27 protein-coding genes are annotated in these 25,625 nt (G+C 65.5%); 12 read left to right on the forward strand and 15 right to left on the reverse strand.

The features are described 5' to 3' along the window. The first annotated feature begins 136 nt into the window (after nucleotides 1-136). Nucleotides 137-925, forward strand: a complete 789-nt coding sequence (locus YH64_RS04270; RefSeq protein WP_046803067.1) for a MetQ/NlpA family ABC transporter substrate-binding protein — start codon at nucleotides 137-139, stop codon at nucleotides 923-925. Between the two features lie 166 nt (nucleotides 926-1,091). Here YH64_RS04270 and YH64_RS04275 read toward each other — a convergent pair whose 3' ends face one another. From YH64_RS04275 to YH64_RS04290, 4 genes are all read right to left on the reverse strand, one after another. Then, nucleotides 1,092-1,586: a peroxiredoxin gene (locus YH64_RS04275; protein WP_046803068.1), complete on the reverse strand. Its 495-nt coding sequence runs from the start codon at nucleotides 1,584-1,586 to the stop codon at nucleotides 1,092-1,094. Then, entirely contained in the window at nucleotides 1,583-2,326 is a 744-nt protein-coding gene (locus YH64_RS04280) for a BON domain-containing protein (RefSeq protein ID WP_046803069.1), read from the reverse strand. The genes YH64_RS04275 and YH64_RS04280 overlap by 4 nt, the downstream gene beginning before the upstream one ends. After that, nucleotides 2,323-2,916 carry a phosphoheptose isomerase gene (locus YH64_RS04285; protein ID WP_006216307.1) on the reverse strand — a complete coding sequence of 198 codons (594 nt, stop codon included), beginning with the start codon at nucleotides 2,914-2,916 and terminating at the stop codon, nucleotides 2,323-2,325. Before YH64_RS04285 ends, YH64_RS04280 begins: the two co-directional genes overlap by 4 nt. 100 nt (nucleotides 2,917-3,016) lie before the next feature. Continuing rightward, nucleotides 3,017-3,595 (reverse strand): YraN family protein, encoded by a 579-nt coding sequence (locus YH64_RS04290; protein WP_082134342.1) that lies wholly within the window; start codon nucleotides 3,593-3,595, stop codon nucleotides 3,017-3,019. A 65-nt stretch (nucleotides 3,596-3,660) separates the two neighbouring features. Between YH64_RS04290 and rsmI the strand changes: the two genes are divergently transcribed. Continuing rightward, complete coding sequence (gene rsmI, locus YH64_RS04295; protein ID WP_046803071.1) at nucleotides 3,661-4,596, forward strand: 16S rRNA (cytidine(1402)-2'-O)-methyltransferase; 936 nt, start codon at nucleotides 3,661-3,663, stop codon at nucleotides 4,594-4,596. A gap of 4 nt (nucleotides 4,597-4,600) precedes the next feature. Beyond that, nucleotides 4,601-5,185, forward strand: a complete 585-nt coding sequence (locus YH64_RS04300; RefSeq protein WP_046803072.1) for a methylated-DNA--[protein]-cysteine S-methyltransferase — start codon at nucleotides 4,601-4,603, stop codon at nucleotides 5,183-5,185. Between the two features lie 20 nt (nucleotides 5,186-5,205). Here YH64_RS04300 and YH64_RS04305 read toward each other — a convergent pair whose 3' ends face one another. Next, nucleotides 5,206-6,168, reverse strand: a complete 963-nt coding sequence (locus YH64_RS04305) for a septal ring lytic transglycosylase RlpA family protein (RefSeq protein ID WP_046803073.1) — start codon at nucleotides 6,166-6,168, stop codon at nucleotides 5,206-5,208. Beyond that, on the reverse strand, nucleotides 6,165-7,037 hold the full coding sequence (rapZ, locus tag YH64_RS04310; RefSeq protein WP_046803145.1) for an RNase adapter RapZ: 873 nt from the start codon (nucleotides 7,035-7,037) through the stop codon (nucleotides 6,165-6,167). The genes YH64_RS04305 and rapZ overlap by 4 nt, the downstream gene beginning before the upstream one ends. A 187-nt stretch (nucleotides 7,038-7,224) precedes the next feature. On the opposite strand from rapZ, the gene YH64_RS04315 reads away from it, so the two are divergent. Further along, a complete protein-coding gene (locus YH64_RS04315; protein WP_143215244.1) occupies nucleotides 7,225-8,013 on the forward strand; it encodes a c-type cytochrome in 789 nt (262 codons plus the stop codon). 13 nt (nucleotides 8,014-8,026) lie between these two features. Further along, nucleotides 8,027-9,310 (forward strand): cytochrome c, encoded by a 1,284-nt coding sequence (locus YH64_RS04320; RefSeq protein ID WP_046803075.1) that lies wholly within the window; start codon nucleotides 8,027-8,029, stop codon nucleotides 9,308-9,310. Nucleotides 9,311-9,327: 17 nt separating this feature from the next. Here the strand turns inward: YH64_RS04320 and YH64_RS04325 are convergent, their stop codons facing one another. The 9 genes from YH64_RS04325 to YH64_RS04365 form a co-directional block, all read right to left on the reverse strand. Then, nucleotides 9,328-10,761 carry a PLP-dependent aminotransferase family protein gene (locus YH64_RS04325; RefSeq protein ID WP_046803076.1) on the reverse strand — a complete coding sequence of 478 codons (1,434 nt, stop codon included), beginning with the start codon at nucleotides 10,759-10,761 and terminating at the stop codon, nucleotides 9,328-9,330. A 22-nt stretch (nucleotides 10,762-10,783) separates the two neighbouring features. Further along, the gene (gene hprK, locus YH64_RS04330; protein WP_006216298.1) at nucleotides 10,784-11,710 is read right to left on the reverse strand and encodes an HPr(Ser) kinase/phosphatase; all 927 of its coding nucleotides are present in this window, start codon (nucleotides 11,708-11,710) and stop codon (nucleotides 10,784-10,786) included. Nucleotides 11,711-11,729: 19 nt separating this feature from the next. Then, the gene (locus YH64_RS04335; protein WP_046803077.1) at nucleotides 11,730-12,185 is read right to left on the reverse strand and encodes a PTS sugar transporter subunit IIA; all 456 of its coding nucleotides are present in this window, start codon (nucleotides 12,183-12,185) and stop codon (nucleotides 11,730-11,732) included. 321 nt (nucleotides 12,186-12,506) lie between these two features. Continuing rightward, entirely contained in the window at nucleotides 12,507-12,845 is a 339-nt protein-coding gene (hpf, locus tag YH64_RS04340; protein WP_006216296.1) for a ribosome hibernation-promoting factor, HPF/YfiA family, read from the reverse strand. Between the two features lie 222 nt (nucleotides 12,846-13,067). After that, complete coding sequence (lptB, locus tag YH64_RS04345) at nucleotides 13,068-13,862, reverse strand: LPS export ABC transporter ATP-binding protein (RefSeq protein WP_046803078.1); 795 nt, start codon at nucleotides 13,860-13,862, stop codon at nucleotides 13,068-13,070. 33 nt (nucleotides 13,863-13,895) lie between these two features. After that, nucleotides 13,896-14,513 (reverse strand): lipopolysaccharide transport periplasmic protein LptA, encoded by a 618-nt coding sequence (gene lptA, locus YH64_RS04350; RefSeq protein WP_046803079.1) that lies wholly within the window; start codon nucleotides 14,511-14,513, stop codon nucleotides 13,896-13,898. Further along, nucleotides 14,510-15,142, reverse strand: a complete 633-nt coding sequence (gene lptC / locus YH64_RS04355) for an LPS export ABC transporter periplasmic protein LptC (protein WP_046803080.1) — start codon at nucleotides 15,140-15,142, stop codon at nucleotides 14,510-14,512. Before lptC ends, lptA begins: the two co-directional genes overlap by 4 nt. A 37-nt stretch (nucleotides 15,143-15,179) precedes the next feature. Beyond that, nucleotides 15,180-15,788, reverse strand: a complete 609-nt coding sequence (locus tag YH64_RS04360) for an HAD hydrolase family protein (RefSeq protein WP_082134343.1) — start codon at nucleotides 15,786-15,788, stop codon at nucleotides 15,180-15,182. Further along, complete coding sequence (locus YH64_RS04365) at nucleotides 15,785-16,774, reverse strand: SIS domain-containing protein (protein WP_046803082.1); 990 nt, start codon at nucleotides 16,772-16,774, stop codon at nucleotides 15,785-15,787. Before YH64_RS04365 ends, YH64_RS04360 begins: the two co-directional genes overlap by 4 nt. A 105-nt stretch (nucleotides 16,775-16,879) precedes the next feature. Between YH64_RS04365 and purT the strand changes: the two genes are divergently transcribed. The 7 genes from purT to cydC all read left to right on the forward strand — a co-directional run bounded on the left by purT (nucleotide 16,880) and on the right by cydC (nucleotide 25,616). Beyond that, a complete protein-coding gene (purT, locus tag YH64_RS04370; protein WP_046803083.1) occupies nucleotides 16,880-18,097 on the forward strand; it encodes a formate-dependent phosphoribosylglycinamide formyltransferase in 1,218 nt (405 codons plus the stop codon). A 415-nt stretch (nucleotides 18,098-18,512) separates the two neighbouring features. Then, nucleotides 18,513-19,058, forward strand: a complete 546-nt coding sequence (locus tag YH64_RS04375) for a GbsR/MarR family transcriptional regulator (RefSeq protein ID WP_046803084.1) — start codon at nucleotides 18,513-18,515, stop codon at nucleotides 19,056-19,058. A gap of 128 nt (nucleotides 19,059-19,186) precedes the next feature. After that, a complete protein-coding gene (locus YH64_RS04380) occupies nucleotides 19,187-20,761 on the forward strand; it encodes a cytochrome ubiquinol oxidase subunit I (RefSeq protein ID WP_046803085.1) in 1,575 nt (524 codons plus the stop codon). A 14-nt stretch (nucleotides 20,762-20,775) separates the two neighbouring features. After that, entirely contained in the window at nucleotides 20,776-21,930 is a 1,155-nt protein-coding gene (cydB, locus tag YH64_RS04385) for a cytochrome d ubiquinol oxidase subunit II (RefSeq protein ID WP_104142637.1), read from the forward strand. Nucleotides 21,931-21,943: 13 nt separating this feature from the next. Further along, complete coding sequence (gene cydX / locus YH64_RS04390; protein ID WP_046803087.1) at nucleotides 21,944-22,069, forward strand: cytochrome bd-I oxidase subunit CydX; 126 nt, start codon at nucleotides 21,944-21,946, stop codon at nucleotides 22,067-22,069. Then, nucleotides 22,066-23,922: a thiol reductant ABC exporter subunit CydD gene (cydD, locus tag YH64_RS04395; RefSeq protein ID WP_046803088.1), complete on the forward strand. Its 1,857-nt coding sequence runs from the start codon at nucleotides 22,066-22,068 to the stop codon at nucleotides 23,920-23,922. The genes cydX and cydD overlap by 4 nt, the downstream gene beginning before the upstream one ends. Then, nucleotides 23,919-25,616, forward strand: coding sequence for a thiol reductant ABC exporter subunit CydC (cydC, locus tag YH64_RS04400; protein WP_046803089.1), 1,698 nt, complete (start codon nucleotides 23,919-23,921; stop codon nucleotides 25,614-25,616). The genes cydD and cydC overlap by 4 nt, the downstream gene beginning before the upstream one ends. The last annotated feature ends 9 nt before the right edge of the window (nucleotides 25,617-25,625 follow it).

Genomic DNA, 25,625 nt, shown 5'->3' on the forward strand with positions numbered 1-25,625 from the left:
GTCCATATGCCCGACAAATAACCGGCATTCAGGTAAATTGGGGCGTTTTCGAGACGCGAGCCCCCCACAAAAGGGGGGCAAATCCGCACCGGTCGGGGTATCAGCCCCCATTTTATTTCCATAAAAGAGGCAAGCCATGCGTTTGAACTTCGTCCGCGCCGCCCTGGCGGCATCGGCCTTCCTGGTGGCGGCCAACGCCGCCCATGCAGAAAAAGTGGTGGTGGGCGCCACGCAGGTCCCGCACGCCGAGATCCTGGAAGTGGTGAAGCCGCAGCTGGCCAAGCAGGGCGTCGAGCTGGACATCAAGGTGTTCAGCGATTACGTGCAACCCAACCTGCAATTGGTGGACAAGCAGCTGGACGCCAATTTCTTCCAGCACAAGCCGTATCTGGACACGTTCAACAAAGACCGCAAGGCCACGCTCGTGCCGGTCGCGCTGGTGCACGTCGAGCCCTTCGGCGGCTACTCCAAGAAAATCAAGAGCCTGGCCGACCTCAAGGACGGCGCCACCGTCGCCATCCCGAACGATCCGTCCAATGGCGGGCGTGCGCTGGTGCTGCTGCAAAAGCAGGGCATCATCAAGCTGAAGGACGCGTCCAACATCCTGGCGACGGCCGCCGACGTGGTCGACAACCCCAAGAAGCTGAAATTCCGCGAACTTGAAGCCGCCATGCTGCCGCGTTCGCTGGACGACGTGGACCTGGCGCTGATCAACACCAACTACGCGCTCGAAGCCGGCCTGGTGCCCACGAAGGACGCGCTGTTCATCGAAGGCGCCGATTCGCCTTACGCCAACATTCTGGTCACCCGTTCCGACAACAAGGACGCGCCGGGAATCAAGAAGCTGGTCGACGCGCTGCACTCGGCGGACGTGAAGAAATTCATCCAGGAAAAGTACAAGGGCGCGGTCATTCCGGCGTTCTAAGCCTGAGAGGCGGCTCCTGGTTCCGTTGCAGGTTCCGGGTTTGCCGGCCCAGCGAATGGGTTCGGCTGGCCGCAAGCAAGCCACCGCCAATGAAACCGCGCCAATGAAAAACCGCCCTCGTGGGCGGTTTTTTATTCAGGCCGGGGAAGGCCGCAGAGCCGGGCGATCAGCCCGCCGCCAGCGCCTTTTCCACGGTGGCGTGGAACTCAGCCACATCGTATTCGCCCAGATAGCGCTTAATGATGTGCCCCTGCTTGTCGATCAGGAACGCCGTGGGCGTCAGCCGGATGTCGCCAAAGGCGCGCGCGATGTCGCCCTTGGTGTCCAGCGCCACCGGGAACGGCAGCTTGCGCTGGTCCGCGAAGTTCAAGACGAAATTGGGCGGATCGTAGTTCATGGCGACCGCGATGGCCTCGTAGCCCTTGGCGGCGTATTCCTTATAGGCGGCGATGGTTTCCGGCATCTGCTTCACGCAGGTGACGCAGCTGGTCGCCCAGAACTTGACCAGCACGACCTTGCCGCGCAAGTCCTGCATCGAGAAGGTTTTGCCTTCCAGCGTGGTGAACGAGACGTCGGGGGCGGTCTGGGCAGGGCGCCAGACGAACCAGGCGCCGATACCAACCGCCACCAGGACGGCGAGGGCTACGATGGCTTTTTTCATTTGATAGGCATGGCTTCAACGCCATTGCTGGTGCCGGCCGCGTTGTTGTCGCTGGGTGCTGCGCCGGCGCCGCTTTGGATAGGCGCTTTGGTTTCTGTGGAGGCGTCCCGGGTGCTGCTGTTGGACAGCCGGATGGCTTCTTCGCGGCTGATGGTCTCGAACAGTTTAACCACCTTGGCCACGCCGCCCACATCCGCCGTGGCGTTGGCGGCGTATTCGCCTTCGGCCTGGGTGACCTTGCCCATCAGGTAGACGACGCTGTGGTCGGTGGTCAGGGCGATGGTGCCCGACGGCACGTACTTGGTGTTGATCAGCGCGGTCTTGACCTTGGAGGTCAGCCACGTGTCGTTCGAACGCGTGCCAAAAGAGGCGATGGGGCCGACGTTCAGCTGGTTGATGACCTGTTTGACGTTCTCGATGCCCTGGGCGATGGTGGTCGCTTCGGCTTTGGCCTGCTCGGTGGGCACATCGCCCGTCAGCAACAGGTGGCCGCCATAGGCCATGGCATTGACGCGGGCGGTGTCGCCCAGCTTTTGCGAGATCTGGCTTTGCGCCTTGAAGGCCATGTTCTGGTCTTCAAGCTGGATACCGGAAGTGCGGCGGTCCGTGACCACGACCGCCGTGGTGGCGGCCGCGCCGCCTACGATCAGGGGCGCGCAGGCCGTCAGCGAGAGCGCCGCGGTGGACAGCGCCGCGGCGAGCATCAGGGGGCGAACCGCGGTTCTGACGTCAGAAATCATTCGGTGTCTCCAAGCAAAAGAGCGTCAATGCCGTCGCACAGTGCGTGCAGCAGCAGAATATGGACTTCCTGGATCCGCATGGTGCGGTCGCTGGGAACACATAGATGGACGTCCATCGGCGTGATGAGTTCCCCCATGACGCCGCCGCCCTTGCCGGTCAGGGCCAGCACGTGCATTTCGCGCGAGCTGGCGGCTTCCATGGCGCGCACGACGTTGGGCGAATTGCCGCTGGTGGAAATCGCGACCAGCACGTCGCCGGCCTGGCCGAACGCGTTGACCTGGCGTTCGTAGATCTCGTCAAAGCCGTAGTCGTTGCCGACGGCGGTGAGGATCGAGGTGTCGGTATTGAGCGCGATGCCGGCCAGTGGCAGGCGTTCGCGCTCGAAGCGGCCCACCAGTTCGGCGATGAAATGCTGCGCGTCGGCTGCCGAGCCGCCGTTGCCGCAAGCCAGAATCTTGCCGTTGTTCGCCAGGGCGCCGAACAGCACGTCGACCGCCACTGCCAGCGGTTCCGCCAGGACGTTCATACTTTGTTCGCACGCAGCCATGGCGTCGCGAAAGTGCGACGTCATACGAGAGGTCATATCCATGGGCGCGATTATCTCACGCGGCAGTCGCGCTGTTCTGTCCAGGCGTAACGACTGTGCGGCAGCCCGTTACCGGCCCGGGTCGCGGTGGCGCCGCCAGTGTCTAGGGAAGGGAAAAAGCGTCTTGCAGCCATTGCGGCCGGCCGGCGTCGAACACCACCGCGTCAAAGCGGGCGGGGGGCGTCACGCCCTGGAAATGGCGGCGGGCAAGTTCGGGCAGCCAGTGCGCCGCCGCGCGCGCCAGCCGGGCTTGCTTGGCGCGGCCGATGCTGGCGGCGGCGCCACCAAAACGGGACAGGGCACGCGCGCGCACTTCGATAAAGACCAGCGTGCCGCCGTCGCGCATCACCAAGTCCAGCTCGCCGGCGCGCGTCCACAGGTTGCGCGCCAGCAGCACCAGGCCGCGCGCCTGCAACCAGCGCAACGCCGCGTCTTCGTGCTGATCGCCCTTGCGCTGCGTGGGCGAGCGGCGCTGCGGCGTGTCTGCGGGCATGCCGCCGTGCGGGTCGGCGCCAGGGTCGGCGCCCGGGTCGACACCTCGGTCGACACCCCGGTCGACACCTCGGTCAGCGCGCCGTCCGGCAGCCGGGCGCCGAGAGCCCGCCCGACGACGGCGCTTGTCCGCGCGGTGTCGTGCAGCCAGTGCCAGATCGCAGGCCAGGCGCAAGGTCTCATCCGTCATGCGGGCTCCTGGTATGGCGAGGTTGGCGGCTACACTGACATGGTTTTCCGTGTCAGTAGGCTGCAATGAATCAAAATGTCTCACCCCCGCCCGCTGGCGACGCCTGGAGCCGCGTGGCGGATCGCGTTGCCGGGCAGCATTGGCCCGCTTCGACGCTGTATGTCGTGGCCACGCCAATCGGCAACCTGGGCGACTTGGGGCTGCGGGCCTGGCACGCCCTGCAACGCGCCGACGTGATCGCCGCTGAAGACACGCGCGCCAGCCGCACCCTGCTGGACGCCTGGGGCGTCAATACGCCGCTGATGGCCGCGCACCGCCACAACGAGGCCGCCGCCGCCCAAGCCATCTGCGAACGCCTGGCCCAAGGTCAGCGCGTGGCGTTGGTGTCGGATGCGGGCGCGCCCGCGGTCAGCGACCCCGGCGCCCGTGTAGTGCGCGCCGTGCGCGAAGCCGGCTTCGCCGTGATGCCGGTGCCCGGCCCCAGCGCGGTCATCGCCGCGCTGATGGGCAGCGGCGTTACCACCGATGAAAACCCCGCCTACGCCTTCGCGGGCTTCCCGCCGCCCAAGGCCGTGGCTCGGCAGCGATGGCTACGGTCATGGTGCGCCTTGCCCGCGCCCGTGGTGATGTTTGAATCGCCGCATCGGCTGGCCGCCACGCTGGCGGATCTGCTGGAAGTCTGCGGGCCCGACCGCCAACTGACGGTGGCGCGCGAACTGACCAAGCGCTTTGAAGAAATCGCCACGCTGACGATGGGTGAAGCCGCCGCCTGGCTGGCCGCCGACGCGCATCGCGAGCAAGGCGAATTCGTCTTGATCGCCCATGCCGAAGTGGCGCAGGAAATTGACGAGGACGCCGACCCGCGCACCGACGTGCTGCTGGACGCGCTGCTGGAATCGATGTCCGTGCGCGATGCTGCCAGGGTCGCCGCCAAGGTCACGGGCCAGGCGCGCGACGTGTTGTACAACCGGGCGCTGTCGCGCAAGAAGTCGGCGGAGTAAAGCCATGGCGTATTCAACCATTGTGTCGAACAAGCCGGCCGACCCGCTGGAGCCGCTTGCGTACCGCGACATCGAGACCCCGCTGGGCGAATTGCGCCTGGTCGCCAGCCCCAAGGGCCTGCGTGGCGCCTGGTTTACCGACCAGGAATTGCTGCCGTCTTCTGAAGGCTGGACGCACGCCGATGCCGACCCGATTCTGGAGCAGGCGCGGCGTGAGCTGGACGAATGGTTCGCGGGCAAGCGCCGCGGCTTCGACGTGGCGCTGGACCCCATCGGCACCACGTTCCAGCACAAGGTCTGGCACGCGCTATGCGCGCTGGAATTCGGCAAGCTTGCAAGCTATGGCGATCTTGCCCGGACCGTGGGGCGGCCCAAGGGGGCGCAGGCGGTGGGCGGCGCGGTGGGGCGCAACCCCATCATCATCATCATCCCGTGCCACCGGGTGATTGGCGCCGATACCTCATTGACGGGGTTTGGTGGCGGCCTGCCGCGCAAGCAGGCGCTGCTGGCGCACGAAGGCAACCGCTACGTCAGCCGCACCGCGCGGGCTCGGCGGATTTGCGACGGGCAGGCAGAGCTGCCCTGGTAGGGGCGGCCAGGCATACGGGTCTACTGCGTAGCGATACTGGGCAGGATGCCGATGCGGTCCGACACCAGCGGCACCGCGTTCAAGGCGCTTTGGCGGTCGGGGTAGGGGCCGATCCGCACGCGATACAGGTTGTTTGATTGCTCGACCTGCGCGGGCGGGGCGCCCGCCGAACTCAGCTGCGAATTGATGCGGGCCACCAGCGACTGCGCATTGCCGGGCTGGCTGAATGCGCCCACTTGCAGATACACGCTGCCAATGCCGGCGGCCGGCGCTTGGCGTACCGGGGCTGATCCGGCCGCCGGGCCGGGGATCGGTTCGGCCGTCAGCGCGACCGGCACCGCGGACACGGGCGCCTGAATCGGCAGCGAGCCGGTGGCCGAAGCCGGTTCCGGCGGGGGTGCGGCAGGCGTGCCTTGCGAGGCCAGGCGGCGGATCTCTTCCTGGGGAATGCTCTCGACTACGACCTGACCGCTACCCGGCCCGATGATGCCCAGCTTATAGGCCGCCACGTACGACAGATCCATGATGCGGTCGCTGTGGAACGGCCCCCGGTCATTCACGCGCACGACGATCGTCTTGCCGTTGACCAGGCTGGTGACGCGCGCATAACTGGGAATCGGCAGCGTCGTGTGCGCGGCCGTCATGGCGTACATGTCGTAGGACTCGCCGATGGACGTGGAATTGCCATGGAATTTCTTGCCGTACCACGACGCAATGCCGCGCTGCTTGTACGGTTGGCCGCTGGTGTCGGGCACGTAGCGCTGGCCAAACACCACGTAGGGCCGGTTCGCGCCGCTGGCATAGGGTTCGATGCGCGGCACCGCATCCGGCACCTGGTCCAGGTTTGCCGGCGGATTGGCGTCCGGCCCGTCGTCCTTGTAGTAGCCGCCGCCCTTTTTGCGCCCCCCGGTAGAAGAGCAGCCGGCCACGGCAATGGCCAGCAGCAACATCAGGATCAGGTGGAGCGGGCGGGGCAGGGTCATGCGGATTCGGTGGGCAGTTGGTTTCGGTGGCGCACCAGCAAGGGATCGTGGTCGGCAAAGCGCAGCGCCAGCTGTTCGACCACATAGACCGACCGGTGCTGGCCGCCCGTGCAGCCGATCGCCACGGTCAGGTAGTTGCGGGTGTCTTGGGTGTAGAGCGGCAACCAGCGGTTCAAGAAGCCGGCGATGTCGTCGATCATCTGCCCCACCTGTTCGTACCCGGCCAGCCAGGTGGCGACGGGTTCGTCGCGGCCGGTCAAGGGGCGCAGGTTGCGGTCGTAGTGGGGGTTGGGCAGGCAGCGCACGTCAAACACCAGGTCGGCATCACCGGGCACGCCGCGTTTGTAGGCGAAGGATTCGAACGTCAGTACCAGCGGCGCGCGGTCGGCCTGGATCAGGTCGCGGATCCAGGCACGCAATTGGCCGGGCGTCAGGTCCGAGGTATCGATGACGTGTTCTTGTTCCCGCAACGGCGCCAGCAGTTCGCGTTCAAGCGCGATACAGTCAGTGAGCGATGGCGGTGTACCGCCGCGTTGCAGGCGGTCGGTCAGCGGATGGCGGCGGCGCGATTCGGAATAGCGCTGCACCAGTGTCGAGGTGTTGGCGTCCAGGAAAACCACGCGCAGGCTGGTGCCCATGGCGCGCAGCGCGGTCACCACATCGGGCAGTTCAGCCAGTTCGCCGGGCGAGCGCACGTCGATGGCCACGGCCACGCGTTCCAGGCCTTCGTCGCGCGCATTGGCGATGAATTCCGTCAGGAATCGCACGGGCAGGTTGTCGACGCAGGTGTAGCTGGCGTCTTCCAGCATGCGAAGCGCAACGGATTTGCCTGAACCTGAGATGCCGGTGACAAGGACGACTTTCAACATGGACATGATTGTGGCACGCTTTTTCCGAGACGATGCGGGCGGGATGGCATCTGATATGGCTGCAATTCGGGAATCTGGTTCTGTACCCTTTCTTGCCCCGTCGCGTAAGCTTGCGGGTCGGATACTGGTTCGATTCACTTACGACACCCCCGCCGTCATGCTTTCGGGGGATAGGAATTCGACGTAGATGTTAGCCCTCATTTCCATTCGTAGTGTTTCACTGCCGCGGTTCAGGGCGATTTTCCGCGTGCTCGCGGCTGCCGCTGTTGTCTTTACGACAAGCGTTGCGGAGGCCCAGCCGGCAGCGCCCGATGGCCTGCGCCCCGACACTCTGAGCCCCGGCACTCTGCGTCCCGACACCATGGCGGCACGGGTTGCGGCCTGTACGGCCTGCCACGGCGCGCAGGGCCGGGCCGGCACCGACGGCTATTACCCCCGCCTGGCCGGCAAGCCTCAAGACTACCTCTATCATCAGCTGCTGAACTTTCGCGATGAGCGCCGCCAGTACCGGCCCATGTCGCATCTGCTGGTCGGCCTGCCCGACGACTACCTGCGCGAGATGGCCCAGTATTTTTCGCAGCAGCATGTGCCGTATCCGCCGCCCACCCGCGCGGACGTCTCCAGCGCCACGCTGGAAGCGGGCCGCGTGCTGGCCTTGCAGGGCGACGCGGCGCGCGGCTTGCCCGCCTGTGCGTCCTGTCATGGCGCCGCGCTGGGCGGCTTGATGCCCGCCATTCCCGGCTTGCTCGGCCTGCCGCGCGACTACATCGGTTCGCAGATCGGCAGCTGGAAGAACGGGCTGCGTCGCGCGGCGGCGCCTGATTGCATGGCCGACATCGCCCAAAAGCTTACCCCCACCGACATCGGCGCCCTGGCGGCGTGGCTGTCGTCGCAACCCGTGATCGAGCCCTATGTGCCCGACGCCGCGGGCTCGCTGACCTTGCCCGCGCAATGCGGCAGCCAGGCGCAACGCTGACTCGGGGGCCACCATGAAACTGTTCAAAAAAATCCTGACCTTCGTCCTCGTTGCGCTGATCGTTGCGGTGGGCGGCCTGTATTGGCTGGGCACGCGCGAGGACACCAGCACGGGTCCAGCCGCCACCACGACCGACGCGGCCACGCTGATCGACCGCGGGCGCTACCTGGCGCAAGTGGGCAACTGCATGGCCTGCCACACCAGCCGGGGCGGCAAGGTGCTGGCGGGCGGCACGCCCATACCGACGCCGTTCGGCACCGTCTACGGGCCCAACATCACGCCCGACGACAAGACGGGCATCGGCTCGTGGACGGCCGACGATTTCTGGCAGGCGCTGCACAACGGAAAGTCCAAGGACGGCACCTTGCTGTATCCCGCGTTTCCGTACACGGAATACACCCGCGTCAGCCGCGCGGACGCCGATGCCTTGTACGCCTACCTGCGTAGCGTGCCGCCGGTCGAGCAAGCGAATCGGCCGGCCGACATGGCATTTCCGTACGACCAGCGCGAGCTATTGGCGGCCTGGCGCGCGTTGTACTTCAAGCCCGGCGTGCAAGAGGCCGACGCGGGCCAGTCGGTGCAATGGAATCGCGGCCGCTACCTGGTTGAAGGGCTGGGGCACTGCGCGGCCTGCCATACCCCCCGCAATCGTCTGGGCGCCACCAAGACGTCCGAGGCGCTGACGGGCGGCGTGATCCCGGTGCTGGATTGGTACGCGCCGCCGCTCACCAACGACATGCAGACCGGCATGGGCCGCTGGACGGCGGACGATATCGCCGCGTTGCTCAAGACCGGTATCTCGGCGCATTCCAGCGCCAGCGGCCCGATGGCCGAAGTGGTGTTGGGCAGCACGCAGCACCTGACGGATGACGATGCGCTGGCTATCGGCGTATACATCAAGTCCTTGCCGGCCACGCCGGCCTCTACGCCGCGCCAGCAATCGGCGGCGGCGCCGGCGGCCATGGAACTGGGCAGCAAGATCTACAGCCAGCAATGCGCGCAGTGTCACCAGCCGCAAGGGCAGGGCAGCGGTACGGCCTGGCCGGCGTTGGCGGGCAACCCGACCGTGACGGCGCCTGTGCCCACCAACGTGATCCGCATGGTGCTCGATGGCGGGTACGCACCCGCCACGGCAGCCAATCCCCGGCCGCACGGCATGCCGCCGTTCGGCCAGATCCTGAACGACAGTGATATCGCCATGCTGGTGTCCTACATCCGCAATAGCTGGGGCAATGAAGCGGGCAGCGTGACCGCGCTGGACGTCAAGCGCGCGCGTGCGGCGTCAACGCTGAACTGATGCCGATTGCCGCGGGTCTATCGCTTCGCGCTGGCCCGCGCGCAAGCCTGGCGGGCCAGTTCGCCCAGCACGCGGATGGCGTCTTCGTGCGCGGCGTCCCAGGGATGCCCGTAATTCAAGCGCAGGGCGCTGGCGAACTGGCTGCTGGCTGAAAAAATCGGGCCGGGCGCCACGCTGATGCCGCGCGCCAGCGCATCGCGATGCAGTGCCAGCGCGTCCACCGCCGCCGGCAGTTCCACCCACAAAAAGAAGCCGCCTTGCGGACGCGTCACGCGCGTGCCCGCGGGAAATTCTTGTGCAATCGCGTCGGCCATACGGTCTTGCTGCGTCTGCAACGTTTGCCGCAACCGGCGCAGATGGCGATCGTATCCGCCTTGCTCAAGATACTCGGCGATAGCGCCTTGCGCGGGGCCCGACGCGGACAGCGTCGACGACAGTTTCAGCCGCTGCACCTGTCGCGAGTAGCGACCCGCCGACGCCCAACCAATGCGGTATCCGGGCGCCAGGCATTTGGAAAACGACGAGCAATGCAGCACCAGCCCCTCGGTGTCGTAGGCCTTGGCCGGCACGGGCCGCGCGGCGCCGTAATAGAGTTCGCCGTAAACATCGTCTTCGATCAACGGAATGCCGTGGCGCGCCAGCATTTCCACCAACTGACGCTTCTTGTCGTCGGGCATCAGGCTGCCCAGCGGGTTCTGGAATTGCGTCATCAGCCAGCAGGCGCTGGGCGCGTGCCGCTTGATGGCGGCCTCCATGGCGGCCAGGTCCACGCCCGTGCGCGGATGCGTCGGCACTTCCAACGCTTTCAGGCCCTGGCGCTCCAGGGCTTGCAAGGCGCCGTAGAACGTTGGGGCTTCGACCATCACCGTGTCGCCCACTTGCGTGACGGCTTGCAGGCAAAGGTTCAACGCTTCCAGCGCGCCGTTGGTAACGACGATGTCGCTGGCCGGCACGTTCATGCCGCCAATCAGATAGCGCAAGGCGATCTGCCGCCGCAGGCCGGGATTGCCGGGGCTGAGATCTTCGACAGTATCCAGCGGGTCCTGGCGTTTCAGATGCGCGGCCATGGCCTGCGCCAAGCGGGGCAGCGGAAACAGCAGGGGCGACGGAAAGGCAGACCCCAGCGGCGTCACGTCGCGATTGCGCACGGAACCCAGGATGTCGAAGATGCGTTCGCTGATGGCCAGTTCTGTCGACTCGCCGTCCGGGCTGGATGTGCCGGGTTCAGGCGGCCGGGATTCGGCGGGGGCGTGCACGTAGTAGCCCGAACGTGGCTGCGCGCGGATCAGGCCGCGCGCTTCAAGCAGGTAGTACGCCTGGAATACCGTGGACGGGCTGACCCCGCGCGCCGCGCACGCTTCACGCACCGAGGGCAGCTTGTCGCCCGCGCGCATGACGCCGTCTCGGATCGATTTGGCGATCTCGTCGGCCAGGGTTTCGTACAGGCTCACGATGCCGCGAGACCGCGTGCGTTCATTTGCTGCTTTGCAGGATCGCCATGGCCTGGCGTTCCATGAATTCGCCCAGCGTATCGATGCCGCGCAACTTCAGTATCGTGTTGCGCACGGCGGCTTCGACCAGCACCGCCAGATTGCGGCCGGCGGCCACTTGCAGCATCACCTTGCGCACGGGCAGGCCCAGCATGTCTTGCGTGATGTCTTGCAGGGGCAGGCGTTCGAACTTGTCTTGCGCGGTGGCGCGCACCAGATGCACGATCAACTTCAGGCGCATTTTGCGGCGTACCGAGGTCTCGCCGAAGATGGTGCGGATATCCAGCAGGCCCAGGCCGCGCACTTCCAGCAGGTTTTGCAGCAGCTGGGGGCAGTGGCCTTCGATCATGTTGGGCGCCGTGCGCGAGAACTCCACCGCGTCGTCGGCCACCAGGCCGTGGCCGCGTGAAATCAGTTCCAGCGCCAGCTCGCTTTTGCCCAGGCCCGACTCGCCGGTAATCAATACACCCAGGCCCAGCACATCAAGAAACACGCCGTGCACGGTGGTGGTGGGGGCCAGCTTCTTGCCCAGGTAGATACGCAGCAGGTCGATCAGCTGCGCGGCAGCGACCGGCGTGGACAACAGCGGCACCTGATGCTGGTCGCACTGGTCCACCAGGTCTTGCGGCGGCGTAAGGCCGTCGGCCAGCAAAATGGCCGGCACGCCGCCAATCAGCAGCTCGTCCATGTGGTGCATGCGGCGCCGCAGGTCGAAGCGCGTGTAATACGCCAGTTCTTCCTGGCCGAACACCTGGATGCGCGACGGGTGGATCAGGTTCAGGTGGCCGACAAGATCGGCGGCCGCCATGCCGTCATCGGGAATGGCGCGGTCAGCGGCGCCTTGGCCCGAAATCCAGTTAAAGGGGATTTTGTCGGCGTTGTCGTCGACGAGTTCCTGCACCGTGAGCATGGCAGCGTTTCCGCGAGGATCAGAGTTGGCCGGTGGTCAGCATGCGGTGGACGATGGCCGCGTCGGGTTCGGTGGCCAGGGCCTCGCGCAATGCCTTGTTGGACATCAGCTGCGCCAATTCGGCCAGGATGTCCAAGTGCTGTTGCGTAGCCGTTTCCGGCACCAGCAGGCACAGCAGCATCGACACCGGTTGCCCGTCGGGCGCGTCGAACGAGATCGGCTGGCTCAAGCGGATGAACGCCGCCAACGCCTGCTCAAGCCCCTTCACGCGGCCATGCGGAACGGCCACGCCCTGCCCAAGGGCAGTGGAGCCTAAACGTTCCCGGGCAAACAGGCTGTCGAACACGAGCGCGCGTGCCAAGCCATGATTGTTTTCAAAGAGAAGGCCAGCTTGTTCGAATGCCCGTTTCTTGCTCGTTGCGAGCATATCGAGCACGACGTTGCCGGCGGGTAGGATGCGCGACAAATGATTCATCGGATCATTATATGGTTATATGACGCAGTGCAATAAATTGGCCTGGCGCCCCGCCCGGTGGACAGGCGGCGAACGGCGTGGCAAGAGCGACAGCATAGTCTGATCGCGGCGCGTTGTGGGCGTTCACACACAGCGTCCAGCCCGTGGACATGGCCAGGCACGGCAAAAACAGGGGGATTGGGGAATGCGGGAGAGGGGGTAGAGCGGGGAGTTTTGCCGATGCCCCGGCTGGACTGACGTCTAGCGGGACACCGGGACTTAGGCAGGATTTTTACAATCGCTGTTTAGCTTATCGCGCAGGGCGAGTGATCATGAAGCGCATTACTGCTGGGGTGGCGAGAGGCTCGCCGCTTGCCGCTTCACGGACTCCGCTGAGTGACTTCGTACCTTGTCCTTGTGCTTGATGACCTGACGGTCGACTTTGTCAGCAAGAAGGTCTATGGCTGCGTAGAGATTTTCATCGGTCGCTTCACAATGAATATCCTTACCGCTTAGACGCATGGTGATTTCGGCTCTGTGCCGCAGGGGCTCTACTGAGAGCATGACCTGGGTATCGATGACGTGATCGAAATGCCGCAGCACTCGCGCCAGTTTGTTCATGACATATTCCCGGATTGCCGGGGTGACGTCGAGGTGACGACCGCAGATGCTCAGGTTCATAGTGTGCTCTCCTTCTAAAAGAGAAAAATGGGTGCGCAAAATGCGCGGTGAGGTCGTTAGGCGTTCTCCTTGGATTGGTGGGTGCGTTTAGTACTAGTGTATAGACTCGGGCCGAGAAAACAAGCTGACCTAGCGCAAGAACATGGCATTTTTATGGCTGAACCCCTAGGGCGTATTTGCCTTCGCCCGAGAGGCGACTAGGGGTCTTCCCCAGGGTGCCCGTTACATGCGGAAGTGCTCGCCCAGGTACACGCGGCGCACGGCGGGATCGCCCACGATTTCGTCCGGGTGACCGTCGGTCAGCACCTTGCCTTCACTGATGATGTAGGCGCGATCGCAGATGCCCAGCGTTTCGCGCACGTTGTGGTCGGTGATCAGCACGCCGATGCCGCGGCCCTTCAGAAACCGCACGATGCGCTGGATCTCGATGACGGCAATGGGGTCCACGCCGGCAAAGGGTTCGTCCAACAGGATGAAGCGCGGGCTGGTGGCCAGCGCGCGTGCGATTTCCACGCGGCGGCGTTCGCCGCCCGACAGCGAAATGGCGGCATTGCTGCGAATGTGACCGATCTGCAGCTCTTCAAGCAGCGATTCCATCTGCTCGTTGATCTTGGCCGTGGACAGCGCGCGGCCATCGGGCCCCAGCTGCAATTCCAGCACGGCGCGGATGTTCTGCTCGACGGTCAGGCGGCGGAACACGGATGCGTCCTGCGGCAGGTACGACAGGCCCATGCGCGCGCGCTTGTGGATCGGCATCGCCGTGATCACGGCGCCGTCGATCTCGATGCGTCCGGCGTCCGCGGGCACCAGGCCCACGATCATGTAGAAGCTGGTGGTCTTGCCGGCGCCGTTCGGGCCCAGCAGGCCCACGACTTCGCCACTGACCACGGACAGGGACACATCCTGCACCACGGTCCGGCCGTTATAGGTCTTGCGCAAGCCGGTTGCGCGCAGGCTGCCCTGCTTGACCCCCGAGGGGGCGGAGGTCACGGGTGTGGGCACAGAAGGTTGGTTCATCGTGGCTGCGAGTGGTGTTGCATGGGGGACGCTTTAGCGTCCTTTCTTGGCGGCTTGCTGCTTGCGGCATTCGGCCACGGCGGCATCGGACTTGGCGCGAGGTTCGGCAACCGAACGCACGCGACCGCCGGCAGCGGCGGAATTGGGACCGCCCTGCGCTTCATAGGTGCCGGTTTTTTCGTTGTAGCGTACCCGTTCGCCGCGAATCGTGTCGAACGGTTTGCCACAGACGTAACGGACCACAACGGCCTGGCCGATCAGGTCGAACGTGCTCTTGGTGCCGTCGTATTCCGCGCGCAGGCCCTTGCCTTCGATCAGCTCGAACGTCTCGGGGCGCTCTTGCCGGATGGTCACGACCTTGCCCTTGTTGGCGGTAGCCGTGCCGTACTGCCCGCCCTGTGCGTCTTCGTGCATTTCCAGCGTGTCGGACGTCAGCGTCATCAGGCCGCGCGTCATGTTGACGTTGCCAGTGAAAACGCTTTGTTTCTTTACGTCGTCATAGTGCAGCGTGTCCGACAGGATCAGAGTGCTGGGCTCTTCAGCCGGCTTGGCGGGCTCGGCCGCGTGGGCGGGCGCAAACACCGAGGCCGTCAGCAGGACGGCGCCAAGCAGGCGAGTCGTCGGGGCAAAGAGAGTCCGAAGGTCGGTCATGGTTTCTTTTGGTCAGTGTTGTTGGCGGGTATCTCGGTGCGGCGCTGTTGCTTGCCTTCGGAACCGGCAATTTCAACATCCGTCGACGCGGACACCTGCAATTGGCGCGTCTTGTTGTTGTAGTGCATGCCCTTGCCGTTCATGCGCGAGCGGCCCTTGAGCACTTCCGCCGGCAGGTCGGTATACACCACGTCTTCGTCGGGCAGGATGATCAACTGCTGGCTGCGTACATCCAGCACGTCGTTGTTGGCGTCGGGCTGGCGATGCACGTGCGCGTCGCCATTCATGACGATGCGCTTGCCGCCTTGTTCCATCACGGCGGTTTTCGAGACGCCCACTGTCACTGGGTTGGCTTCGCGCTGGCCCACCGCGCGGGGCGCGGTGATGTGATACGAATCGTCGTCGGGGAAATGCTCGGCGTATTCGCCTTCCAGCCGATTGATCGGACGGCCCGTCGGGTCCGTGCGCAGCATGACGAAATCGCGCGACCACGCGTCCATTTCGTGGGTGATGCGGCGCGGCGGGTCGACCTGGATCGCCCGCTGTGCGTAATCGGCGGCCCACCACGAGCTGGTGACCAGCACCAGTAGCAGGAACAGCGCAATCAGGGAAGGAAAACGTTCTTTCATCAGTGTCGCCGCCAGGGCGTGTCGAAGTTCGTGGCCGTCATTGGATGGCGCCGGGGCCCAGCAGGCCGGGCGCCGCCAGGAACGCGCCCAGGCGTCCTTGGGAGGCCAAGAGCAGGTCGCAGCATTCGCGCACCGCGCCGCTGCCGCCGGCCTGCGTGGAAACCCAGTGGGCGGCCTGGCTGACATAGCCGGGCGCGTTGGGCACGCTGGCTGCGAAACCCGCGCGTTGCATGGCCGGCAGGTCGATGATGTCATCGCCCATGTAGCCGGTTTGATTCAGTTGGACACCCGAGCGCTGCGCAAGTTCTGCCAGTGCTGAACCCTTGTCGCGCACGCCCTGCATCACTTCCGAGATGCCCAGTTCGGCGGCGCGGCGGGCAACGATGGGGCCCGAACGGCCCGTCATCAGCGCCACCGTCAGGCCACCTTCCATCAACAGGCGCAGGCCGTGGCCGTCCAGGGCGTGAAAGCGCTTTTGCAGTTCGCCGCCTTCACCGTAATAGAGGCTGCCGTCGGTCAGCACGCCGTCCACGTCGAACACCATCAGGCGCACGGCGGCGGCGCGGTCGCGCACGGTAGCGGGGATGCGGGCAAGAACCAGCGCTTCGGCCGGGTGAGTCACGGAAGCAGGAAGAGTCATAGTCATACCACTTTAGCGGCCATCAGATCATGCATGTGCAAGGCGCCCAGCAGCGCGCCGTCTGCGTCCAACACCAGCATCTGGCTGAGACGAAGCTCGTCCATCTGCTGCGCGGCCTCGACGGCCAATGCGTCGGGGGGGATGCTGCGTGGCGATCGGGTCATGCCCGCCTCCACGGTCAAGCTGCGGATATCGCCGTGCCGGGCAATCAGGCGGCGCAAGTCGCCGTCGGTGAAGATGCCCAGCGGGCGGTGTTGCGCGTCGGTCACGACGGTCATGCCCATGCCCTTGGCGGACATCACCTCAAGCGCTTGCGACACCGGCGTGCCGGCAAGCACGATGGGCAGGGCGTTGCCCTGGCGCATCACGTCGCGCACCAGCGTCAGCAGGCGGCGGCCCAGCGCGCCACCGGGGTGGGATCGCGCGAAATCCTGCGGACTGAAGCCGCGCGCTTCCAGGCAGGCAACCGCCAGGGCATCGCCCAGCGCCAGCGCCGCCGTGGTGCTGGCGGTGGGCGCCAGATTCAACGGGCAGGCTTCCTGCGCCACGCTGCCGTCCAGGTGCACGTCGGCCAACTGCGCCAATTCGGATTGCGGGTTGCCGGTAATGGCCACCAGCTTGGCGCCCATGCGGCGCGCCACCGGCAGGATGGTCAGCAATTCCTGCCCGGCTCCTGAATAAGAGATGGCGATGACCACGTCGTCTTTCGTGATCATGCCCAGATCCCCGTGCACCGCTTCGGCGGCATGCACGAAGAAGGCGGGCGTGCCCGTCGAGGCGAAGGTCGCGGCGATCTTGCGGGCGATGTGCCCGGTCTTGCCGATGCCGGTGACCACGACGCGGCCCCGGCAGGCCAGCAGCAGCGCGACAACCTGCGAGAACGAATCGTCCAGCCGCGCGGACAGGTCCAGCAGGCCTTGGCTTTCGACTTGCAAGGTGCGGCGGGCGGATGCCAGCGCGGCATCGGACGAAGTGATGGGATGATCAGTCATGCGGGGATTTTAATATCAGTGGGCGGGTTTGCCCCCGCCAGGGCCGTATGGCATTCTGGCGGCTCTTTTCAACGGCTTTCAATTCTTCTTATCCAGGCCCGCTCCATGTCCAGCATTTCCAGCCCCGTCCTTGGCACGCCCCTGTCCCCCCTGGCCACCCGAGTCATGCTGCTCGGTTCGGGCGAATTGGGCAAAGAGGTCATCATTGCCCTGCAAAGGCTGGGCGTGGAAGTCATTGCGGTGGATCGGTACGCCGACGCGCCGGGCCATCAGGTGGCGCACCGTGCGCATGTGGTGTCCATGACCGACGCGGACGCCCTGAAAAAGATCATCCAGCAGGAACAGCCGCACGTTATTGTCCCCGAAATCGAGGCCATTGCCACCAGTTTGCTGGTCGAGCTGGAAGCGGCGGGCGTGGCCCGCGTGACGCCGACCGCGCGCGCCGCCCAGTTGACCATGAACCGCGAGGGCATCCGCCGCCTGGCGGCCGAGACGCTGGGCCTGCCCACTTCTCCCTACCGTTTTGTCGACACCGAAGAAGAATTGCGCGCCGCCATTGACGGCGGCATCGGCTACCCCTGCGTCATCAAGCCGGTGATGTCCTCGTCCGGCAAGGGCCAATCCGTCATCAAAAGCGCGGATGACGTCGCCCAGTCCTGGCGCTATGCCCAGGAAGGCGGCCGGGTAGGCGGGGGCCGGGCGATTGTTGAAGGATTCATCCGCTTCGACTACGAAATCACCCTGCTGACGGTGCGCGCGCGCGGCGCCGACGGCCAGGTCGAAACCCGTTATTGCGAGCCCATCGGCCACAAGCAGGTTGACGGTGACTACGTTGAAAGCTGGCAGCCGCATCCCATGTCGCCCGCCGCGCTGGAACGCGCCCGAGAAATCGCGCTGGCCGTCACGTCGGATCTGGGCGGCCTGGGCATCTTCGGTGTCGAGCTGTTCGTGGCGGGGGACCAGGTCTGGTTCTCGGAAGTCAGCCCGCGTCCGCATGACACCGGCATGGTCACCATGATTACCCAGACCCAGAACGAATTTGAACTACACGCCCGCGCCTTGCTGGGCCTGCCGGTGGACACCAGCCTGCGCCAGCCCGGCGCCAGCAGCGTGATCTATGGCGGCGTGGACGCCGCCGCCGTGTCCTTTCACAACGTGGCGGAAGCGCTGGCCGAACCGGGCACCGACATCCGGCTGTTCGGCAAGCCAGAATCCTTCGTCAAGCGCCGCATGGGCGTGGGCCTGGCCGTGGCCGACGACGTGGCCGCCGCGCGCGCCAAGGCCAAGCGCGTTTCCGCCGCCGTGACCGTCAAGGCGGGCTAAAAGCTCGGGCATCCCATTTCCTCAGGCTTTCCCCACGCCTGGGCCTCTTGATGTGGCCCGGTGCCGGGTCTTGGGGCAGGCTCTCAGGACAGGCTCTCGGGATAGGCTCTATCAGATAGCCTGAATAGCCGCAGGTTTTTCCCTACCTTCACAGCCACCGCGCCCTTCAGGCCGGTGGCTGTTGTCGTTGCCTGTCACCCGCAGCGGTGACCGTCGTTTCCACCCGGTCGTTTCCCCTCCCTCGCCATTTCACCCGTCGTTTTCCCGCCACGAAGCGTCGCTTGCGTCTTTGCCCCTGCCGATATTGTGGTTTGCGCAATCGCACAGTTTGTTCGATAATTTCAGAAATTTCTGAAAGCGGTGTAACTGGATCTCTCCAAATCGCCGCGCTCTAGTCCTTCGGCGCAATAAAAACATGGTTCTTACCCCTCAAAACGAACGTTTCGTCTTGCACTTTGGCGAAATGGGCAGCCGTTGGGGTGTGAACCGCACGGTTGGCCAGATCTACGCGCTGCTGTTCCTGCACCCGGATCCCCTGAATGCCGACGAAATTGCCGAGACGCTGGGTTTTTCGCGCTCGAACGTCAGCCTGGGCCTGAAGGAGTTGCAATCGTGGCGCCTGGTCAAGCTGGTCCACCAAGTGGGTGACCGGCGCGATTACTTCGAAACGCCCAAAGACGTTTGGGAAATCTTCCGCATCCTGATGGAAGAAAAGCGCAAGCGCGAAATCAATCCCACGATGACCCTGCTGCGCGACACCCTCCTGGAGACCCCGTCGGGGCCCAACGACGCCTACGCGCAAGAACGCATGACCGAAATGCTGGAACTCATCGAACTGTCGTCTGGATGGTTCGACGAGGTTCAACGCCTGCCCCCGGAGACCGTGCAGAAGCTCATGCGACTGGGTTCGCAAGTGCAGAAAGTGCTGGGCTTCGCCGGCAAATTGCGGGGCAAGGATTGAGCTGCCATGCGCCCCGATTTTTCAGGAAACTGCTATGAAGTTGTATCCATCGCCCGTAACATGGCGCCAGAGTCGGCCTGGGAACCACGCCGGTTGCCACGGTGTCTTGACTGCTTGGGAGCGCCCCAATGATTGATCTAGACGTCGTCAACCTGTCGCGATTCCAGTTTGCCGCGACCGCGCTTTACCATTTCCTGTTCGTCCCCCTCACGCTTGGCCTGTCGTTCATGCTGGCCATCATGGAAAGCGTGTACGTCATGACCGGTCGCCCCATCTGGAAACGGATGACGATGTTCTGGGGCACGCTGTTCGGCATCAACTTTGCCTTGGGCGTGGCCACCGGCGTGGTGATGGAGTTCCAGTTCGGCATGAACTGGTCCTACTACAGCCACTACGTGGGTGATATTTTCGGCGCGCCGCTTGCGCTGGAAGGGCTGATGGCCTTCTTCCTGGAAGCCACCTTCGTCGGCCTGTTCTTCTTCGGCTGGAACCGCATGTCCAAGGTCAGCCATCTGGTCGTGACCTGGCTGGTGGCGTTCGGCACCAACTTTTCGGCGCTGTGGATCCTGATCGCCAACGGCTGGATGCAGAATCCGGTGGGCGCCATCTTCAACCCCGACACCATGCGCATGGAGATGACCGACTTCGCCGCGGTGATCTTCAACCCGGTGGCGCAGGCCAAGTTCGTGCACACGGTCAGCGCCGGCTACGTCGCGGGCGCCATGTTCGTGATGTCGATCAGCGCCTGGTACCTGCTGAAGGGCCGTCATACCGACCTGGCCAAGCGCTCGATGGCCGTGGCCGCCAGCTTCGGCCTGGCGGGCGCGCTGTCGGTGGTGGTGCTGGGTGACGAAAGCGGCTACCTGACCACCGAGCATCAGAAGATGAAGATCGCGGCCATGGAATCCATGTGGCACACCGAGCCCGCGCCCGCGTCCTTCAACCTGATCGCGATACCCAACCAGGCCGAACGCAAGAACGACTTCGCTATCGAGATCCCGTACGTCATGGGCATCATCGGTACGCGTTCGCTGACCACGCCGCTGCTGGGCATCGACGACCTGATCCTGCGCGCCGAAAACCGCATCCGCGACGGCATGGTGGCGTATGAAGCCTTGCAGAAAATCCGCGCCAACCCCAAGGACACGGACGCGCGCATGGTCTTTGACAAGACCTGGCCGGACCTGGGCTACGCGCTGCTGGTCAAGCGCTATCAAGAAGACATGACCAAGGTGACCGAGGCCGACATCAAGCAGGCCGCGATCGACACCGTGCCAAACGTGGCGCCGTTGTTCTGGGCGTTCCGCATCATGGTCGCGGTGGGCATGTACCTGATCCTGTTCTTCGGCGTGGCGTTCTGGCTGGCCTCGCGCGGCCGCCTGGACAGTCGCCGTGGCTTGTTGAAGGTGGCGCTGTGGAGCTTGCCGCTGCCCTGGGTCGCAATTGAAAGCGGCTGGTTCGTGGCCGAGTATGGCCGCCAGCCCTGGGTGATTGAAGGCGTGCTGCCGACGTACTACGCGGCATCCGGCCTGACGATTGCCGACCTGGCCATCAGCCTTGCCATTTTCCTGGTGCTGTACACCGTCTTGCTGATCATCGGCGTGAAGGTCATGTTGCACGCCATCAAGGCGGGTCCGAAATCCGATGGGCCGGTGGCAAGCGACGCCGCCGCCGATCCTGTGCGCGCCGCCGTGCGCGCCTAAGCGGAGACAAGCACATGGACACCCTGATTCCTTTTGATTACGGCACCTTGCGTGTCATCTGGTGGGTGCTGCTGGGCGCCTTGCTGATCGGTTTTGCCGTCATGGACGGCTTTGACCTGGGCGTGGCCGCCTTGCTGCCCGTGGTGGCCAAGACGGACGCCGAACGCCGCATCGTCATCAACGTTGTCGGCCCGGTATGGGAAGGCAACCAGGTGTGGTTGATCACGGCGGGCGGCGCCATCTTTGCCGCCTGGCCGCTGTTGTACGCAGCATCCTTCTCCGGCTTCTACCTGGCGATGATGCTGGTGCTGATCGCGCTGATCCTGCGCCCCGTGGGCTTCAAGTACCGCAGCAAGATGGAAGGCACGCGCTGGCGCAACAGCTGGGATGGCGTGCTGTGCTTTTCAGGCGTGGTGGCCTCGCTGGTGTTCGGTGTGGCGATGGGCAACATCATCCTGGGCGTGCCGTTCACCTTTGACCCCGTGACGTTGCGGCCCATCTACGAAGGGCACTTCTATCAGCTGTTCGCGCCGTTCGCCTTGCTGGCCGGCGTGCTCAGCGTGGTGATGCTGGCCATGCACGGCGCGGTGCTGCTGGCCTGGCGCACGGACGATCCCGTGTCCTCGCGCGCCCGCAATTGGGGGCGGCTGGCCGGCCTGCTGACCGCGGCGCTGTTCGTGGCGGGTGGTTTCTGGGTGGCCGGCGGCATAGGCGGCCACACCATCACCAGCGCGGTCAACATGGGCGGCCCGTCCGACCCCATGCTCAAGACCGTGGCGGTGCAGTCCGGTGCGTGGATGGCCAACTACGCGACGTGGCCGTTGATGTGGATTGCGCCCGCGCTGGGCGTGGGCGGCGCGCTGCTGGTGGTGCTGCTGTTGACGGCGCGCGCCAACATGCTGGCGTTCCTGGCATCGGCGTTGTCGATCACGGGCGTCATTCTGACGGTGGGTTTTGCGCTGTTCCCGTTCGTCATGCCGTCCTCGACCAAGCCGCAAGCCGGCCTGACCATCTGGGACGGTTCGTCCAGCCACCTGACGCTGTGGATCATGGTGATTGCCGTGGCTGTGTTCCTGCCGATCGTGACGCTGTACACCGCCTGGGTGTATCGCGTCATGCGCGGCAAGGTCACCCATGAATCCGTGGGCGGCACGCCCAATTCGTACTAAAAGGAGCCGCCTCATGTGGTATTTCTCATGGATACTCGGCCTGGGCCTGGCATGCGCTTTTGCCATCCTCAACGCCATGTGGTTCGAGCTGCGCGAAGGTCACTCGCACGACCCGCGCGTCAGCCGTAACGACGAGTGAGCGGCGGCGCCAGCAGCCTGGAGCATGACCCGTCGGCCAGTTTGCAGAAGCCGCCGCGCGAACAATCGCGGTGGTTGATGACGCTGGCCAAGGCGGCCAGGCCCGGCTTGATGCTCGCCGGCGCCGCGCCGCTGGTCAGCGGCGCGTTGCTGGTGGTGCAGGCGTGGTTGCTCGCGCGTGTGCTGGACGCCGCAATCGTTCAGCACGCGCCGCGCCAGCAACTGCTGGCCAGCATCCTGGCCATCGCGGCGTTGATGCTGCTGCGCGCCACCATCACCTGGGCGGGCGAACGCGCCGGCGCCGATGCCGCTGAACGCATCAAGCGTCACGTGCGCCAGTCCTTGTTTTCACGAATGGTAGCCAAGGGGCCTTACTGGACCCGGGGCAAGGCCTCGGGCGAATTGGCCAGCGCGGTCGTGGACCAGGTGGAAGCGCTGGACGGCTTCTTTGCCAAATACCTGCCCGCCATGGCCGCCGCGGCGTTATTGCCCGTGGCGTTTTCGGTGGTGTTGCTGCCGGTGGACGTGGTGGCCGGCCTGGTGCTGCTGATCACGGCGCCGCTGATTCCCTTGTTCATGGCGCTGGTGGGGTGGGGCGCGCAAGGCGCCAGCCGCCGCCATTTGCGCGCCTTTGCGCGCTTGTCGGGCTTCTTCGCGGATCGCTTGCGCGGCTTGTCGACACTGAAACTGTATGGCCGCGCCGACGCCGAAGCCGCCTCGGTCGTGGCCGCCAGCGACGCGCTGCGCCAGCGCACGATGTCGGTGCTGCGCATCGCATTCCTGTCGTCCGCCGTGCTGGAATTCTTCGCCGCGCTGGGCGTGGCGGGCGTGGCCGTGTACATCGGCTTGACGTACCTGGGCTTCCTGGATGTGCGCTGGTCGCCCCTGACGTTGCAGGCGGGCTTGTTCTGCCTTCTGATGGCGCCCGAAGTCTACGCACCGCTGCGCCAGTTCGCCGCGCATTATCACGACCGCGCCACCGCGCTGGCCGCCGTGACGCAAATCGCGGTGCTGTTCGACGGCTTGCCCATGGACGATGCCGCCGAACCGGGGCGGGTCCACGGGCAGCCGCAACCGCAACTGCAACTGCAGCCGCAGCCGCAGCCGCAGCCGCAGCCGCATTCGCAACCGCACTCGCCATCGCAACCGCAACTGCAAAGCCCCCCCTACGCCACCGCCCGATTGCACTTGTCGGCGGCGGCACTGTCGGTGTCTGCGCTGACCGTGCTGGCGCCGGGCCGCGCGCAACCGGTGCTGTCTGATGCCTCGCTAACGCTGGCGCCCGGCGAACACGCCGCGTTGATGGGTCCCAGCGGCATCGGCAAGTCGACGCTGATCGAGGCCATCGCCCGCCTGCGCCCCTACCAGGGCCACATCCTCGTCGACGGTCGGCCGCTTGAGGCATGGGACGAAGCCGCTTTGCGCGGGCGCGTGGCGTTGATCGGCCAGACGCCCCAGCTATTGGCCGGGTCCATCGCCGACAACATCCGCCTGGGCCGCCCGGCCGCGTCCGATGCCGACGTGCACGAAGCCGCGCGTCGCGCGTGCGTGCTAACGTTTACCGGTGCCTTGCCGCAAGGCCTGGATACGCTGCTGGGCAGCCGTGGTCACGGCTTGTCAGGCGGGCAGGCGCAGCGCGTGGCGCTGGCGCGCTTGTTCCTGCGCGACCCGGGGCTGATCCTGCTGGACGAGCCCACCGCGCATCTGGACGAATCGACGCAGGCGCGCGTGCTTGAGGAAATTCTGAAATTTGCCGTCGGCCGGACCTTGTTGCTGGCCACGCATTCGCCGGCCGTGGCCGCGCGCGTCGGCCGGGTGCTTCGGTTGGCCAACGGCGGCTTGGAAGACGCATGAAGAATCTGCTGTTGCTGCTGCCGCTATACGCACGCCGAAAAAGCGGGCTTTTGCTCGCATTGTTCTGTGCGCTGGCTACCGTTGCTGCTGGCGTCGGCTTGCTGGGCGTGTCGGGTTGGTTCCTGACGGGCGCGGCCTTGGCGGGGGCGGGCGGTGTGTTCAACCTGTTTGCCCCGTCCGCGCTGGTGCGCGGCCTGTCGTTCCTGCGCATCGTGTCCCGCTACGCCGACCGCGTGGTCGGGCATTCCGCCACGCTGCGCCTGTTGGCCGACCTGCGCGCCATGGTGTTTGGCGCGTTGATCCGTTTGACCCCGCGACAACTCGCCCGCTATCGCAGCGGCGATCTGGTCGCGCGCATGACAGGCGACGTCGACGCGTTGGACACGGTGTTCCTCTTTGTGCTGGCGCCCTTGGCGACGGCCGTGTTGGCCGGCGCCGTCTTGACCGCCGTTTTGGGAATGTGGGTGCCGGCAGCGGCGTTGACGTTTGCGCTGGCCTTGCTGACCGCTTGCGTGCTGGTGCCGCTGTGGCTGCTGCGCGCCGCGAAAAAGCCCGGCGCGGCCGCCCAGGAAAGCGCCGCCGGGCTGCGCGCGGCGACCTTGGACGCCGTGGAAGGTCACGCCGACATGGTCGCGCTGCACACGCAGGCGCAGACCGCCGAACATTTTCAGCACCTGTGCGAGGCCAGCGCGCGCGCTCGACGCAGCCAGGCGCGTGTCGCCGCACGCGGTCAGTGGTTCTTGCAGGTCGCCGCGGGTGTGTCGGTGCTGGCATTGCTGTGGTTCGGCCTGGGCACCCACGAAGCAGGCGGTATCGACGGCCCCGTACTGGTCGGGCTACTGCTGGCGGTGATAGGCGTTTTTGAAGTGGCCGGCCCCATCATGCGAGGCGCGTCACGCATGGGCTCTGCCATGACTGCCGCCGCGCGCATCCGTGAAGTCACGCAGGCCCAACCCGACATGCAGGACCCCGCCCACCCGTGCGCCTTGCCCCAAAGCGGCGCGCTGGAGCTGGACGGGGTGACGTTTCGCTACCCGGCGCGGTCGGCGGACCACAGCCCCGCCGTGCTGGACGGCATCCAGTTGCATGTCGAACCGGGCGAACGCGTGGCTATTCTGGGTGCCAGCGGCGCGGGCAAGTCCACGCTGTTGCACCTGATCCTGCGGCTGGAAGATCCGCAAGGCGGGCAGGTGCGCTTTGGCGGCGTCGACGCCCGCGCGTGCACGCAGCGTGATTGGCACCGCCGGATCGCCTTGTTGTCGCAAGATGCCCCCGTATTCCTGGGCACGCTGCGCACCAATCTGTTGATCGGCGACGCCGACGCCGATGACGCGGCGTTGTGGCGCGCGCTGGATGCCGCCCGCCTGGGCGACTTTGTGCGCGCGCTGCCGGAAGGGCTGGACACCTGGGCTGGCGAAACGGGGTCGCAGTTGTCGGCCGGGCAGGCGCGCCGCCTGTGTCTGGCGCGCGCCTTGTTATCGCCCGCGGCCCTTATTGTGCTGGACGAACCCACCGCCGGGCTGGACGCCGCCGCCCAGGCCAGCTTCTTCAATGACCTGGAACGCGCGGTGACCGGTCGGTCGGTGGTGGTGGTGACGCACGCCGCGCTACCCCGCGGCGCCGTGCACCGCAGCCTGCAATTGTGCAATGGTCAATTACATGACCTGTCATCGCAGCCGGCATTCCTGGCTTAAGCGCGGTGG

The organism is Achromobacter sp. LC458 (assembly GCF_001005835.2).
Classification (GTDB): Bacteria; Pseudomonadota; Gammaproteobacteria; order Burkholderiales; family Burkholderiaceae_B; genus Achromobacter; species Achromobacter spanius_B.

Excerpts from the sequence above, each read along its gene's own strand:
- cydX (WP_046803087.1), top strand. The coding sequence starts at position 21,944 with ATGTGGTATTTCTCATGGATACTCGGCCTGGGCCTGGCATGCGCTTTT.
- YH64_RS04300 (WP_046803072.1), top strand. The coding sequence starts at position 4,601 with ATGGCGTATTCAACCATTGTGTCGAACAAGCCGGCCGACCCGCTGGAG.
- YH64_RS04375 (WP_046803084.1), top strand. The coding sequence starts at position 18,513 with ATGGTTCTTACCCCTCAAAACGAACGTTTCGTCTTGCACTTTGGCGAA.
- YH64_RS04380 (WP_046803085.1), top strand. The coding sequence starts at position 19,187 with ATGATTGATCTAGACGTCGTCAACCTGTCGCGATTCCAGTTTGCCGCG.
- lptC (WP_046803080.1), bottom strand. The coding sequence starts at position 15,142 with ATGAAAGAACGTTTTCCTTCCCTGATTGCGCTGTTCCTGCTACTGGTG.
- YH64_RS04275 (WP_046803068.1), bottom strand. The coding sequence starts at position 1,586 with ATGAAAAAAGCCATCGTAGCCCTCGCCGTCCTGGTGGCGGTTGGTATC.
- hpf (WP_006216296.1), bottom strand. The coding sequence starts at position 12,845 with ATGAACCTGAGCATCTGCGGTCGTCACCTCGACGTCACCCCGGCAATC.
- YH64_RS04280 (WP_046803069.1), bottom strand. The coding sequence starts at position 2,326 with ATGATTTCTGACGTCAGAACCGCGGTTCGCCCCCTGATGCTCGCCGCG.
- YH64_RS04360 (WP_082134343.1), bottom strand. The coding sequence starts at position 15,788 with ATGACTATGACTCTTCCTGCTTCCGTGACTCACCCGGCCGAAGCGCTG.
- hprK (WP_006216298.1), bottom strand. The coding sequence starts at position 11,710 with ATGCTCACGGTGCAGGAACTCGTCGACGACAACGCCGACAAAATCCCC.
- YH64_RS04365 (WP_046803082.1), bottom strand. The coding sequence starts at position 16,774 with ATGACTGATCATCCCATCACTTCGTCCGATGCCGCGCTGGCATCCGCC.
- YH64_RS04285 (WP_006216307.1), bottom strand. The coding sequence starts at position 2,916 with ATGGATATGACCTCTCGTATGACGTCGCACTTTCGCGACGCCATGGCT.
- cydB (WP_104142637.1), top strand. The coding sequence starts at position 20,776 with ATGGACACCCTGATTCCTTTTGATTACGGCACCTTGCGTGTCATCTGG.
- YH64_RS04335 (WP_046803077.1), bottom strand. The coding sequence starts at position 12,185 with ATGAATCATTTGTCGCGCATCCTACCCGCCGGCAACGTCGTGCTCGAT.
- YH64_RS04290 (WP_082134342.1), bottom strand. The coding sequence starts at position 3,595 with ATGACGGATGAGACCTTGCGCCTGGCCTGCGATCTGGCACTGGCTGCA.
- rsmI (WP_046803071.1), top strand. The coding sequence starts at position 3,661 with ATGAATCAAAATGTCTCACCCCCGCCCGCTGGCGACGCCTGGAGCCGC.
- YH64_RS04315 (WP_143215244.1), top strand. The coding sequence starts at position 7,225 with ATGTTAGCCCTCATTTCCATTCGTAGTGTTTCACTGCCGCGGTTCAGG.
- cydC (WP_046803089.1), top strand. The coding sequence starts at position 23,919 with ATGAAGAATCTGCTGTTGCTGCTGCCGCTATACGCACGCCGAAAAAGC.
- rapZ (WP_046803145.1), bottom strand. The coding sequence starts at position 7,037 with ATGTTGAAAGTCGTCCTTGTCACCGGCATCTCAGGTTCAGGCAAATCC.
- lptA (WP_046803079.1), bottom strand. The coding sequence starts at position 14,513 with ATGACCGACCTTCGGACTCTCTTTGCCCCGACGACTCGCCTGCTTGGC.
- YH64_RS04270 (WP_046803067.1), top strand. The coding sequence starts at position 137 with ATGCGTTTGAACTTCGTCCGCGCCGCCCTGGCGGCATCGGCCTTCCTG.
- YH64_RS04320 (WP_046803075.1), top strand. The coding sequence starts at position 8,027 with ATGAAACTGTTCAAAAAAATCCTGACCTTCGTCCTCGTTGCGCTGATC.
- YH64_RS04305 (WP_046803073.1), bottom strand. The coding sequence starts at position 6,168 with ATGACCCTGCCCCGCCCGCTCCACCTGATCCTGATGTTGCTGCTGGCC.
- lptB (WP_046803078.1), bottom strand. The coding sequence starts at position 13,862 with ATGAACCAACCTTCTGTGCCCACACCCGTGACCTCCGCCCCCTCGGGG.
- purT (WP_046803083.1), top strand. The coding sequence starts at position 16,880 with ATGTCCAGCATTTCCAGCCCCGTCCTTGGCACGCCCCTGTCCCCCCTG.